This is a genomic window from Bacillus sp. DX3.1 (assembly GCF_030292155.1).
Taxonomy (GTDB): domain Bacteria; phylum Bacillota; class Bacilli; order Bacillales; family Bacillaceae_G; genus Bacillus_A.
Genome location: NZ_CP128160.1, coordinates 72,539 through 85,345, shown reverse-complemented (window position 1 = coordinate 85,345; position 12,807 = coordinate 72,539). Strand labels below are relative to the sequence as shown.

Below are 12,807 nucleotides of genomic sequence, written 5' to 3'. Positions count from 1 at the left end.
AATTTTCTTAATAACCATTTCGTTTCAATGTGCGATAGATAGTGGTTCTGTCAACGTTTAAAAAATCAGCAATTTCCTGTTTCGTTTTCCCTTGATCAAGTAACTCAAGTATCAAATCAGTTTTAGACTTATTGATTTTAGGAGTTCTCCCCAGTTTCCCGCCATTTTCTACATACTTGATACGTCCAGCCTGTGTTCGCTCCAGTATATAGCTTCGTTCAATATCAGCAAATAAAGATAAGATTGTAACCATTACTTTAGTAGTCATGTCATCTTTTTCCGCGTATCAATGTTATCATTAATAGCAATGACTCCAATATCATTTTTGATCAGTTTTTCATGAGTGCGAATCATATCAGAAAGATTTCTTCCTAAACGATCTAATTTATAAACAATAAGTGTATCCCCTGGATGTAGTTGCTGCATAAGAATTTGGAATTGTTCTCTCTCCATATTTTTTCCACTTTGCTTTTCTTCGAAAATACATTCTTCTAACAATTCAATGTTGTTAGCTTCACAATATGTAAGGATCTCTTTTTTCTGAAATGTGTAATCTTGTTGTAGCGTGGACACCCGAATATATGCGTAATTCATCTTTTGCTCTCCTAACGTTGCATAAATCTATTTTTCTATTTTGCTACAAATATCATACCATTTTCGGGATTTAATTTGCAACATAATATATGCAACGTCGTGACGCTATAAAAATCAAGTCCAAGGCAAGTGTTGCATATATGTTGATTTTTGCAACACCTTCCTTGGGGCTATTTTATGTTGTAGCGTACAGAGAATAAGTTGAAATGTGTCCAAACGTACAATTTTCTTTTTGGATATGGTGAGGATATCACGGAAAAGTGGGGCGTGTCTCGCACTACGATTTATCGCCCAAAGTGACAGCTACACTACTATAGGTGTTTGGCACTTGTAAGCATAAATCAGTGACCATAGATATATTCCTTCAAGGATGGAATTTATTTTTTGATAATAATTGCTTAACATGGATTTAACGCACAACTATTTATAATAATGAAAATGAGGTGATTAAGGTATGAGAATTCTTGTTGTTGAAGATGAGTTGGATTTACAGGAAGCTATCGCTGAGGGACTTAGAATAGAAGGGTATGCGGTTGATACCTGTAGTAATGGTGAAGATGCTTATGAACTGGCGTACGTTGAAAATTATGACTTAATAATACTTGACTTAAATCTTCCGAAAATGGACGGATTAAAGGTTTTAGAAAAGTTAAGAGAAGAAAATAAAGAATTAAAAGTCTTAATCCTTAGTGCAAGAAGTAGCGTAAATGACAAAGTTAAAGGTTTAGATATTGGTGCGAATGATTATTTAACTAAACCATTTGCCTTTGCGGAATTGGAAGCAAGAATAAGAAATTTATTAAGGCGAAAATTTGTGCAGGAAAATAGCCTTTTATCTTGCGGTAATATAAATATTGATTTATCAAAACGCACCGCATTTGTGGGTAAAAAAGAACTGATACTCACAAAAAAGAATTCGCATTGCTTGAATACTTTCTGCTTAATCAAGAACGAGTTGTTAGTCAAGAAGAATTGATTGAACACATTTGGGATGGAAATGCCGATAGCTTTAGTGGTGCTATTCGAGTTCATATAGCTACATTACGAAAAAAATGAAAGCTCTTTTAGATTATGATCCGATACGTACAAAGATTGGTGAGGGTTATTTTATTACTAAAAATGATGGTGACGCTTGATGTTTAAAAAAATTCCAATTCGGCTGCGACTTACTGCAATGATGATAATTTTATTAATGATTTGTTGTATAGGGCTTACATTAATTTTAAATTTTTATGCTGGTATAATGGCAACAAGAATTGATGCAGCCTCTGTATTACCTGCACTAGAAGTTGGTGAAGATAGCAATGTTATTGACAATCACCAAACGCCACCAACTGAAGATGCACAAAAAGCAAGAACGGATTTTCAGTTTGAAAGTGTTTTTTATATGCTTTTAGTCATTTTCGGTGGTGGTGTATTGACATACTATGCATCGGGCAAAGTGTTAAAACCACTGGATACACTAAATAGTCAAATTAAGAATAGGACTGTGCATAATCTATCAGAAACGATGAACATTCCACCAACCAATGATGAAATAGCTGAGCTAACGCAGTCTTTTAATGAAATGACGGATAAGCTAAACGATGCTTTTATGATGCAAAGTCGCTTTTCTGCAAATGCGGCCCATGAACTCCGAACGCCACTTGCGGTTTTAAAAACAAAGCTTGATGTATTTAAAAAGAAAAACGCACATTCTACAGAAGAATATGATGCACTCATTAACGTTTTTGAAAAGCAAACACAACGATTATCTGAGCTTGTATTTACCCTTTTGGATATGACAAATATGAATGATGGATTTGAGGATGGAACCATCTGCTTGAAGGATGTTTTTGAAGATATTGTTTCCGAACTTTCTCATATTGCTGATGAACAAGAGGTTAAACTATATTTGGATTGCGCTGATAGTGTTGTTTACGGAAATACAGATTTACTTTATCGAGCGTTTTATAACCTTGTTGAAAATGGTATTAAATACAATATCGACGGTGGTAAGGTAATGATTAAAGTTAAATCGGATAAAAAGCAGGTAATGGTTGAAATTAAAGACACGGGAATTGGTATCCCCGATGAGGAAAAAAGAATATATTTGAGCCGTTTTACCGAGTGGATAAATCACGCTCTCGTGAATGGGGTGGCTCAGGCTTGGGACTTTCCATTGTGCAAAATATCATAACCAAGCACAATGGAAACATCGTAGTTACGGATAATGAAAACGGCGGTACTTGTTTCGAAATTACACTTGGTAAAATAAAATAAGAAAATGAAAAAGGCTTTGAATGGTTGTTGAACCTGTTTATTTAAAGCCTTTTTTGTGAATTTTTAAGAAGTGTTTCTCTTAACAAGGATTTAACATGGATTTTTATATACTGGTAACATCAAATAGAAAGGATGCAGGCAAGCAGGCTCAATTGTAATATTATAGAATCTATCTATCGTATGGTAGAGGTTAAAAACATTCTAGGAGGAATTTAATATGAAGAAAAAATTAACAATTGCTACACTTGTGCTAGGGTTATCTGTTGTTGGAGGATCTGCATATGCTGCGAGCAACAACGACATGTGGGAAAATACTAAGTCCAGTGAAACTGTCAACTTAGAAGAAATGGCTAAAGAAAAAGGGATCACGTTGGATGAACTAACTGCTCAGCTTGAAAAGAAGGAAAGCTGACAAAAGCTGCTGAAACAACTGTGGCTACCGAAATAGCGGCAGATTCAAAATCCAGTGAAACTGTCAACTTAGAAGAAATGGCTAAAGAAAAAGGGATCACGTTAGATGAACTAACTGCTCAGCTTGAAAAAGAAGGAAAGCTGACAAAAGCTGCTGAAACAACAGAGGCCAAGCAAGTAGAAACAAGCAATAAATAATATATAGAGTAACTGGAGCTGTCACAAAAGTAAACTTCTGCTAAGAGGGAGCTTTTGAAACAGCTCTGTTGTTCGTGAGAAGAGAAAAAATATGGAGATCAAGAGTACAAACTAACCGTTATCGGTATTTATAATGCAGGGTATGATGATTTCTTTGAATAGCAAGAAAGTGGAATCCATCTTATATGAGGTGGTCTTTTTATTCGTAAGGTGTCATATACAATTATACCATGTGCCAAGATCGAGCAGCATAGTATCAAAAATTCAGACCCAATAGGTTCTATTTGTCATGTACATTTTTATCATGTATGGGTTAGTCTAGTGAAAAAATAATTAATATTCATCTACAGTTGGCTGTAATGAGTTCTTAAGTTGATGGATATGTATGGTGACCCCTAACGTAGGAAAATCGGCTTTTTCTTTTCCAAAAATGTCTTAGCGTGGGTTTTATGTCATTTGGTTGGCGGGACCCCATTATGGGAGTATGATAATATCATCAAAAGCCTATATTTTTTAGAATATATTGATTCACTATCATTACGTCAAAATGTTCAAAAGGCGCTAAACCGTGGGGAAAGTTATCATAAATTACGTCGGTCTGTATCTTATGCAAACTTTGGGAAACTTCGTTTCAAGACTGAACAAGATCAGCATATCTGGAATGAATGTAGTAGGCTACTCACCAATTGTATTATTTATTACAATGCGCGTATATTATCGAATTTATTAACGAAATCCCAGGATAAAGGTATCGAGATGAACATACTAAAGTATATTTCACCGGTTGCATGGCAACATATCAATTTTTATGGTCGGTATGAATTTAGTAAATCCCCAACTGTAGTAAATTTGGATGCAATCATTAAGAACATCAAGAAAGCTGATATTCTAACCAGGTTAGCACGAGAAGATTCATTTGAAGAAGAATAGAGTGTACTTTGCCCTTATTCCCCCTTTTCGGGGGATGGGCAAAAACACCCCATACGGAATCCAAATTTCTCGTTCATGTATTTGATCCATTACTGCAAGAAGAATATCATCATGCTCGTACTTTTTAGGTCTTCTATGATGCGATTGTACAAATTTTGTATATTCTCTACGTAACCAATTAGAAATGCGTTCTTTTTGTTTTTGCCTTAGATGTGACCATTTTTTATTTGTTTGAAGGATCTTGCCATTTACTTTTATATGGTTTTTCATCGACACTCCTCCCCATTTACTGTCAAAATGAATATATAACTATCGTATCATATTTAAATTGAAATGCTGTTACATGGACGTATTTCGCAATAAATCTATCCAAAATCTAGATTGTAAGCACCATTTTGTAAGGATCATTATCCAAAAGACACATTTTATAATCCATTTATCAGAGAGATGCCGCAATAATTAAATGTAGACTAATTGTTTCATATATTAGTTTTTATTAAATAATACGGTATGTGAAATTATATTGTATATACAAACAAGCTCCCTATATGTAGGAGCCTTTCGTTTTTGATTGTATCCAGGCTCTCTTATTTAACCTGGTATGCTTGCAACTGTTTAACCAGGTACTCCGCACCTTCTGGACTTACAGTAATCTTTCCATTTGCTAATGACATATTACGTTCTGAAACCTCACCTGTTATCACACAAGCCCCACCAGCTTGATACTTCTGTAAAACAATTTTTTCTCCCTCTATAAAAATCTCTAATGGTGATTGTTCTTTAATACCAAGAGTATCCCTCAATTCTTTTGGGATCACTACACGCCCTAATCCATCTACTTTTCGAGTCATTCCTGTTGATTTCATTTAGCTTCTTTCCCCTTTTCATTATCTTTTGCACCCAATATAATTCTATTTTATTGTAACAAGCTTTCTCCAAATATAAAAAACATTATGATCCAAAACCAAACAATCAAGCTGAGTGTATTCTTGAATCCTCCCCACAAAGAAAATATTTCCTCTTTCACTTCTAACACCCTTTCTACTTATTTTTTGGCTCTCCAAACCATTCATACATTGCCTGACGGCTTATGATCCATTCCTTGCGCTTTCCTTCAGGATGCAAAAGTACTTGATTAAGCCCTCATCTAACATACGTTGTAAGTCTGCTTCTTTCTTTTCATTCATACCTGAAGGACTGAATTTGTGCTTCAGTGTTTCACGAGGAATCCCCCAATAGAATGATGCTTCAGCTGGTGTCATGTATTTTTCGATCTCTTTCATGAAAGTCTCCTTTGTTGTTTTCCTTCTATGCTATAATAATTAAGAAGGGAATGTACTAGATTCCCTTCACTTCTAGGTTACTTATCAGATACCCTTTGTTTGCTTTTGCAACAAAGGGTTTTTATTTTTATGCTTATTTTGATTTTCTAAAACAGCTAAACGAATTAGTTTTAGTTTGATCTCCTCGCTTAAAGCTAGCCATTCAGATGTGTAGATTTTCATAAATGCCACTCCCTTCAGCCATTATTTTAACCACTACAGCATTTCCTTCAGACTCATTCACATGTAAGTGATAGTTCATACCTATTGCTTCTAATGCGTTACAAAACATTCGTTGGTACTTGTAATCAGTATGATCTAAACTAATTTCACCTTGCGTTATCAAACACCGTAAGTCCTGGGTTACCTCAAAAGTTTTCTTTTTCAATGTAATCACTCCTTACTATAATTTGACCTTGTAAGGTAATTATATACCACACATATTGACCTTGTAAGGTAATTATATACCACACATATTGACCTTGCAAGGTCTAAAATGAAGATTTTTAAATATGTTTTCCATATAATTCAGAAATAATAGCTTATCTTCTTTTATTTTGATTAAAAATATATAAAACATCTTTAAAATCCCTTAAACGTTCTTATATAGCATTTCAATGAATTCAAGACTAATTACATTAGATATATAGTTAAGATTCGTTGTAAGTGAATTTGAGAGGTCGTTTTTCTATAGAAATGAAATTTTTGAAACGGAAATGGAAATACCTTACTAAAAGAGAAAAAGAGCCGAAAATGATCTTCAGCTCAGTTATTTATTGGCTCTGTATGATTACAAGTTGGAAATTGAGAACATCCAAAAAATTTGTTTCCATTTTTCTTTGAATTCCTCACAACCAAATTACTTTTACATGCCGGACATTTCCGTTCTGCTGGATCTACACCTTGATACACATCTTGGGCTGAATGTTCTGGATTGATTTTATTAATCAATTTTTGAAGTTCAACACGATCTATTAATTTCACATCACATGCTGCTGCTAACTCTTTTGCTTGCCTTGTGTAAACACTGTTCGTAACGACCCAAGCCTCATGTGCTTTATAATATGCTTTGGCTGCATAAATCTCCTGGACTGCACTAATACCAACTCGATTCTTCATGCCGTATCTCTTCGCCTGAATAACGATACGATTTTTCCCTTTAAATACGAGATCCGCGCCAAAATCATTTGACTGCTGTGTGACCGTTGGAAGATACCCAAGTTCTCGAAAGAGAGCTTTCAAATACACTTCAAACTGACGACCATCCATTTTATCTATATATCGAATGCCTGACCTTGCCATTTGCTTCAGCATTCTTTTTTCCTGGATGATTCGGTACACAAATTTACAAATATGAAAAAGAACATAAAGAATAAATGCATAGATCAAAAACTGTAATATGTTTGGCATAGATGGTACATTAGACACTTCGCTCCACCTCTTTAATTGGCTTGATTTTCTTTGGTTGAACCGTTTCTTTCTTCTGTTCTTTCTGTTGTTTTTGCTCCACTGTCTTTTTCAAAACATCGTTCCAATCCTTTTCAACTGTTGGGATATCTTCTTTAAATATCAGCATATCTTTCATTTTTTCTATAAATTTCTTACCAGCCTTATCATTATCTACAGCCAAAACAACTTGTTTGATATGATGCCCTTCTTTTTTGCATCAATGAGGGATTGAATCACTGTTTTATGCTTTAAACCGTGCATAGATACCAAGCGTGCATTTTGGATCTGATTTTGTTTTAAACTCCAATGAGATAACATATCTATTGGATCTTCGTACACATACATCATTTGCGGCTTTCCAACATCTACTGTAAAACCAGCATCGATCTTTTCATAATTCGGTACAATTTGTTTAAATGTACCTTTTTATTGTTCATTTTTACAGTACCTTGACGGCTTAAACCTATAATTTCGCCTTTTCCACCTTGTTCTTTCCACTTAAACACCACATTATTTCTCTTATCCTGTGCAATAAGATCTTTCTTGATGAGCCAATTCACTAAGCGTGGATCTATTTTACGCTCCTGGATCAAGTACTGTTTGATTTCTGTTTGCTTGTTCACTTCTAGGTGTTTTGGATAGGCGAATGGCTGCTGTTCTTTCTTTTGTTCCTCTTCAGATTTGGAACGATTAAACTCTTTATAGTCCCCTTTATTGATGTCTAATACCGCTTGCGGAAAAGACATCTTATAGTACATGATCGCAAAGCTAATGGCTCCGTATCCTTTCTCACCACGGCTATTCCATACATACTTATTGTCTCGAATGAGAAGACTGTCATGCTCCGTATGTCGATAATAATTCCCTTCCTTCTTAAACTTCTCCCCTTTGGCCTCTAGATATGAAATCAAATCCACATCTCTCGTTTTCATCGCATCCTCCGTACTGACATGCGCCATTACGGAATCCCCCTTTACTCTATAAAATGAAATAAAAAGAGGACTATTCCGTTAGATAGTCCTCTTTTTGCTATTAGATTGATTTAATTTTTATTTGCCGAATAGGAATTTTAGCCGCTTTTCTTGCACGCTGTACGATAAGCGAGCATCAAACTTTTTCCCGCTTTTATTCGATACAAACCCCTTAATTTGATCCGTCACATTCTTTTCTAACAGCTTTTTCACATGATTGCTGCTTAGATTTTTTCCTGAAAATGTACCAAAAATGATAAAATCGCAACCTTTCTTATATTTTTCACATAAGTAGTTACTTTTTCCTACAATCACTCTACTCTTACAAAGTGGGCATTTCCCTAATGTACGATCCTCAGTTGTTGGGAAACGGAATTTTAAGCTCCCATCCGGCTGCATAGTAATAGCTGCTGTGAATTCTCCTTTTTCTCCTTGAAAGCCGTTAATGAAGTCAGTTGTTTTATTTTGAATGAGCTTTTTCATTTGGTTACCTGGAATGGCTTTTCCCTTTATTTTTGCTGGTAACATAAATTCACAACCATTTTTATGCTCTGTGCATCCATAAAATGTTTTACGGTGAAGGATCTCTCCTTTTTTACATTTTGGACACTTACCGAATGATAACTCTTCTTCAGTTGGAAACTGGAACTTTATTTGTCCCTCATACAACACCAGGTATGCGGAAAACTCTTTTTCATTGGATTTGAATCCTTTTATGAGATCCGTCTTTTTGTCCTCAAACAGCTTTTTCACTTGCACTTCAGGAACCGCTTTTTCTTTGATTTTCTTTGGTAAGGTAATTTCACATTCAGGATAGTTACTGCACCCATAGAAGTTGCCTTTATGAAGGATTTTTCCTTTTCTACAAGGGCATTTGCACACCTCGATTTGCTGATTCCAGGTGTTAATGATGCTGTCCGAAACTTTATCATTCAATGAACCTAATTGCTCCACCGTGTCTTTTACAAATGTATTTGTTTTCTCTACAAATTCCTCATAATTCAGCTCTTTATTTTCGATCATATGAATCATCCCTTCCATTTCAGCTGTATAAGCTGGATTTTTCATCTCATCTACTGGAAATGTATCAATAAAAGCACGACCGATATTTGTTGTTTGAATTTGACTATTTGTAACAGAAATATAGCTTCGTTCCAGGAGCTTTGGAATAAACGTTTCTTCCGTTGCGACTGTTCCGATCCGTTTTCCTTTCATGAGTTCTTTCAAATGTTCATCATCCAATTTTCGCCCTGCTGTTTCCATGAAGGTTAAAATCGAACTTTCCGTATGGAAAGCTGGCTTCTTTGTTCTGGACTCAATTAAGTCATACTGAACGATTCTGAAAGAATCTCCTTCCTGTAAAACTGGTATTTGAAATGCCTCAACCGAACCCTCTTCAATATCCTCTTGAAAAACACTCAGAAATCCTTTCTCTTGTAGGATTTTTTCTTTTGTACTGTATGTGTTGCCTTCTTGATCTATAAAATGTACTTCTCGTACCAGGTAGATTGCTGGTTTCATAAAATTTCCGATAAACCGTTTTACAATCAATTCGTATAGCTGTTTTTCTAATGGGTTTCGGTTGGTCCCGACATATAATTTGGTTGTTGGGATAATAGCAAAGTGACTACTTACTAGCTCATCATTAAAAGTGGCATGTTTTTTCGTAATTCCAGAGGTATCAACCAATTGAATTAAATCTGTATAAGTACTGTTGTTTAATGCACTCATAACTTCCTTTACTCGATCTACTTGTTCCGTTGGTAAATGCCGAGATGATGAGCGAGGATATGTGATAAAGCCCTCTTCATACAAACTCTGAATGTGCTTTTTGGCTGTTTCTGCATTTACCTTCAGCTTTGCATGGGCATCTTTATAAATATCTGTTAAGTTATATAACAATTTAGGTTTCTTTTTTCTCGTACTCTCTTTAAATTCAGTTACGATTACATTCGTTTCTTTCAAGCTATCTCCAAGCCTCTGTAAAGGAGCTGGATCTATCAGTTGATCTTCTGTTTTCATCACTGGTGACAAACCATTTTCCGTTAACAGTTTCAAATTATAATAGGTTTGTTCTCTATAATTTTGAATAGCAATTTCTCTTTGCCGGATCTCATTTAAGATACACATTTGAACTCGACCAGAAGCTAATAAGAACTGGTTTTTGCTAACTTTGCCGTACATCCCCTGGTAACATTGATTCCAAGAATATAGTCCAGGTATTGTCTTGCTTTGGCTGCTTGTGCAAGTCCCTCATAGTCTGCCCCTGGTTCTAAACGATTCAACGCTCCTTCTAATTCTGCTGGTTCATAAGAAGAAATAAAGAGCCTTGATTCTCGTTTATTTACTCCTGCATATTCATAAATGTAGGGTAAGTACCCAGCGCCTTTCCATGTTTCCATGGTAGGTTTCCATGTACTCCCCTCCGAACCGTACGTACCCCTCTCAAGGTATACGGCTCTCCACTTGTTAATCTAGTCTACCAGCATGTAAATCTTGATGACATTTCTTGCACAACACCATTGTTTTTCTCTTCCTAGCAATCATTTTTACTTCCCATTTACTCTTTCCTTTTAAATCTTTTAATTTTCGCACATGGTGCACTTCGACAGGTTTACCTTCCTCCTTGCACCATTCACATTGATTGGCAAGAAGTCGCTGTGTTAATTCCGTCCGACATGTGTACATCGTTGTATTGGGAAGTGTATCAATTCGTTGTTGCGTCATTGGTCTCAGTTCCCTAGAAAATCCTTCATTATAGAGCGCTCTATATTTGGTACCTTCTTTTGTCTCGTAAGAGACCATGAATATTTTGTTACGACTATACTTTTTGATTATTTTTCGCATTGTTTTTTGTATTTGGCCGCAAATGTTTTGTAAAGACTATATTTCATAAAATACATAAACTTATATAACACGCTCACATTGTTTGCTAGTTTGTAATAATTATAGAGACCTCTTATTTCCGCATTATAGATACTTATTATTTCTATATCGCTAAGTTGTAGAAGATATGGTCTGTGTACTGGTTTCCAAACCCCATTTTTATCAATTTTTAAAACACCGAGTTCCTTTATTTTGCCTACCCAAACTTCTTTCGGTACATACAGTTTACATTTATGACTGTAATGTCTTTTCTTAATTCCTAAATTATTTTTTGTAATAGACTCATCTTTACACATCGTCAGTTTATATCCTAAAAATGTCGCAAATTTACTAGTATGAGTAATTAATGTTTTTTCATTCGATAGTTCAAGTTTGAGTTCTTTTTGGAGGAAATTTGATAATTTTAACTTAATTTCTTCCGCATCTTTTTTCGAACCATTTACCCCTAGGATAAAATCATCCGCATACCGACAGTATGTGAGACGTTTAAAACCTTCATCAAGAGGATCTGTACAAGGTATTTTCCTCATTTCTCCTTGGAGTTCTTTGATTAATTGTAAGAGCTCCATTCGTTCTGGCGATTTTATTGGATACAGTTCCATCTTTTTCGAAGTCTATATATCCTACTGTCTATGATTTTGTACTCTCGATTTGTCTTTCGTCGTTTTCCCTTGTTAAAATTTTGAATATATTGTTCTACATATCGGTCTAGTTCATGTAGATATATGTTTGATAAAACTGGACTTATAACGCCTCCTTGAGGAGTACCGCTATACGTCTTATAAAATTGCCACTCTTCCATATAACCTGCACGTAAGAACTTCCAAATGAGACGGATAAATTTTTCATCTTGTATCCTTTTTCTAAGAAGCGTGACAAGGGTGTGATGATGAATATTGTCAAAGAAAGAACAAATATCCCCTTCAATGAACCATCTTGTTCCACCAAATGTACTTTTAATTTGTTGAAGAGCTGTATGGCAGCTTCTATTAGGTCTAAAACCATGAGATAGGTTTGAAAAAATCCCTTCATAAATTGCTTCTAATATCATCCTTACGATTTCTTGTATGAGTTTATCTTCAAAAGATGGTATCCCTAAGGGTCTCATCTTCCCATTCGCTTTAGGAATATAAACTCTTCTTACTGGTTTGGGTTGGTATTTTTCTGATTTTAAGAGTTCAATCAGTCTTTCTATTTTTTCCATGCTCATGCCATCTATAGTGGAATCATCGATTCCTTTCGTCATATTTCCCTCTTTTGAAGCTAAACGTGCATAGGCAAGTAGGAAAAATTCTTTGTTATAAAGGTTTCGATATAATCTTTCGTACTTAAAATTGATAGTACTGGACTTTTGGACTAGATTGTTTAATACAATTTCTGGATTTCTCATAGAGCCTCTCGCTCCTTCCTGGATTCTATTAAACGAAACAAGCTAATCCCCTTCGCCGTGTACTAGGCTTTCCCTAGCTCTGACTACTACGGAATTTCCGTTACCATATTGGATATTTAGACACGAAACTGTCATAGCCTATTACGGCACTCCAACTTAGGTAATCCCCATTTAGTGCTTATAGAGACAGACTTGTTATGATATCGGATGTGACGTTCGCCTGCTATCTTCCTTATTGGAAGTGCTCAGTTCGGAGGTACTTCAAATTAAGACCGTGAAATTACCTTAATTCCCTATCATCTATATCTCTGTACAAATGTTGAACTGCATAACGTATATAATTACCATTCCGTTATGGGTATTTTTATCCCAGCCAGACTGTCATTCAAGCAGT

At 35.3% G+C, this 12,807-nt stretch carries 9 protein-coding genes and 7 pseudogenes; 5 read left to right on the top strand and 11 right to left on the bottom strand.

Annotated elements, in window-relative coordinates; all coding sequences use genetic code 11:
- Positions 1 to 7: 7 nt before the first annotated feature.
- Together QRE67_RS27600 and QRE67_RS27595 are read right to left on the bottom strand one after the other, a co-directional pair.
- A complete protein-coding gene (locus tag QRE67_RS27600) occupies positions 8 to 268 on the bottom strand; it encodes a helix-turn-helix domain-containing protein (RefSeq protein WP_286125631.1) in 261 nt (86 codons plus the stop codon).
- Positions 265 to 594 (bottom strand): recombinase family protein, encoded by a 330-nt coding sequence (locus tag QRE67_RS27595; protein WP_286125630.1) that lies wholly within the window; start codon positions 592 to 594, stop codon positions 265 to 267. The genes QRE67_RS27600 and QRE67_RS27595 overlap by 4 nt, the downstream gene beginning before the upstream one ends.
- Before the next feature lie 454 nt (positions 595 to 1,048).
- On the opposite strand from QRE67_RS27595, the pseudogene QRE67_RS27590 reads away from it, so the two are divergent.
- The 5 genes and pseudogenes from QRE67_RS27590 to QRE67_RS27570 form a co-directional block, all read left to right on the top strand.
- Positions 1,049 to 1,730, top strand: a pseudogene (locus tag QRE67_RS27590) (response regulator transcription factor).
- Positions 1,730 to 2,856: pseudogene (locus QRE67_RS27585) on the top strand (sensor histidine kinase). Before QRE67_RS27590 ends, QRE67_RS27585 begins: the two co-directional pseudogenes overlap by 1 nt.
- Before the next feature lie 217 nt (positions 2,857 to 3,073).
- The gene (locus QRE67_RS27580) at positions 3,074 to 3,268 is read left to right on the top strand and encodes a hypothetical protein (RefSeq protein WP_286125629.1); all 195 of its coding nucleotides are present in this window, start codon (positions 3,074 to 3,076) and stop codon (positions 3,266 to 3,268) included.
- Between the two features lie 20 nt (positions 3,269 to 3,288).
- Entirely contained in the window at positions 3,289 to 3,465 is a 177-nt protein-coding gene (locus tag QRE67_RS27575) for a hypothetical protein (protein ID WP_286125628.1), read from the top strand.
- A 474-nt stretch (positions 3,466 to 3,939) separates the two neighbouring features.
- Positions 3,940 to 4,395, top strand: a pseudogene (locus tag QRE67_RS27570) (Tn3 family transposase); the annotation flags it as partial.
- Here QRE67_RS27570 and QRE67_RS27565 read toward each other — a convergent pair.
- The 9 genes and pseudogenes from QRE67_RS27565 to QRE67_RS27525 form a co-directional block, all read right to left on the bottom strand.
- Positions 4,378 to 4,665, bottom strand: coding sequence for a transposase (locus QRE67_RS27565; protein WP_286125627.1), 288 nt, complete (start codon positions 4,663 to 4,665; stop codon positions 4,378 to 4,380). The pseudogene QRE67_RS27570 and the gene QRE67_RS27565 sit on opposite strands and share 18 nt — an antisense overlap.
- 317 nt (positions 4,666 to 4,982) lie before the next feature.
- Positions 4,983 to 5,261 carry an AbrB/MazE/SpoVT family DNA-binding domain-containing protein gene (locus QRE67_RS27560; RefSeq protein WP_286125625.1) on the bottom strand — a complete coding sequence of 93 codons (279 nt, stop codon included), beginning with the start codon at positions 5,259 to 5,261 and terminating at the stop codon, positions 4,983 to 4,985.
- A gap of 175 nt (positions 5,262 to 5,436) precedes the next feature.
- Positions 5,437 to 5,678: pseudogene (locus tag QRE67_RS27555) on the bottom strand (helix-turn-helix domain-containing protein).
- An 84-nt stretch (positions 5,679 to 5,762) separates the two neighbouring features.
- Positions 5,763 to 5,900: a hypothetical protein gene (locus tag QRE67_RS27550; protein ID WP_286125624.1), complete on the bottom strand. Its 138-nt coding sequence runs from the start codon at positions 5,898 to 5,900 to the stop codon at positions 5,763 to 5,765.
- Positions 5,881 to 6,063, bottom strand: a complete 183-nt coding sequence (locus tag QRE67_RS27545) for a hypothetical protein (RefSeq protein WP_286125623.1) — start codon at positions 6,061 to 6,063, stop codon at positions 5,881 to 5,883. The genes QRE67_RS27550 and QRE67_RS27545 overlap by 20 nt, the downstream gene beginning before the upstream one ends.
- Before the next feature lie 419 nt (positions 6,064 to 6,482).
- A complete protein-coding gene (locus tag QRE67_RS27540) occupies positions 6,483 to 7,145 on the bottom strand; it encodes a restriction endonuclease (RefSeq protein ID WP_286125622.1) in 663 nt (220 codons plus the stop codon).
- Positions 7,138 to 8,125, bottom strand: a pseudogene (locus QRE67_RS27535) (DUF3991 domain-containing protein). Before QRE67_RS27535 ends, QRE67_RS27540 begins: the two are co-directional and overlap by 8 nt.
- Positions 8,126 to 8,215: 90 nt before the next feature.
- Positions 8,216 to 10,503 (bottom strand): annotated as a pseudogene (locus QRE67_RS27530) (DNA topoisomerase); the annotation flags it as partial.
- Between the two features lie 103 nt (positions 10,504 to 10,606).
- A pseudogene (locus tag QRE67_RS27525) lies at positions 10,607 to 12,413 on the bottom strand (reverse transcriptase domain-containing protein).
- Positions 12,414 to 12,807: the final 394 nt, after the last annotated feature.

Excerpts from the sequence above, each read along its gene's own strand:
- QRE67_RS27565 (WP_286125627.1), bottom strand. The coding sequence starts at position 4,665 with ATGAAAAACCATATAAAAGTAAATGGCAAGATCCTTCAAACAAATAAA.
- QRE67_RS27560 (WP_286125625.1), bottom strand. The coding sequence starts at position 5,261 with ATGAAATCAACAGGAATGACTCGAAAAGTAGATGGATTAGGGCGTGTA.
- QRE67_RS27595 (WP_286125630.1), bottom strand. The coding sequence starts at position 594 with ATGAATTACGCATATATTCGGGTGTCCACGCTACAACAAGATTACACA.
- QRE67_RS27550 (WP_286125624.1), bottom strand. The coding sequence starts at position 5,900 with ATGAAAATCTACACATCTGAATGGCTAGCTTTAAGCGAGGAGATCAAA.
- QRE67_RS27580 (WP_286125629.1), top strand. The coding sequence starts at position 3,074 with ATGAAGAAAAAATTAACAATTGCTACACTTGTGCTAGGGTTATCTGTT.
- QRE67_RS27600 (WP_286125631.1), bottom strand. The coding sequence starts at position 268 with ATGACTACTAAAGTAATGGTTACAATCTTATCTTTATTTGCTGATATT.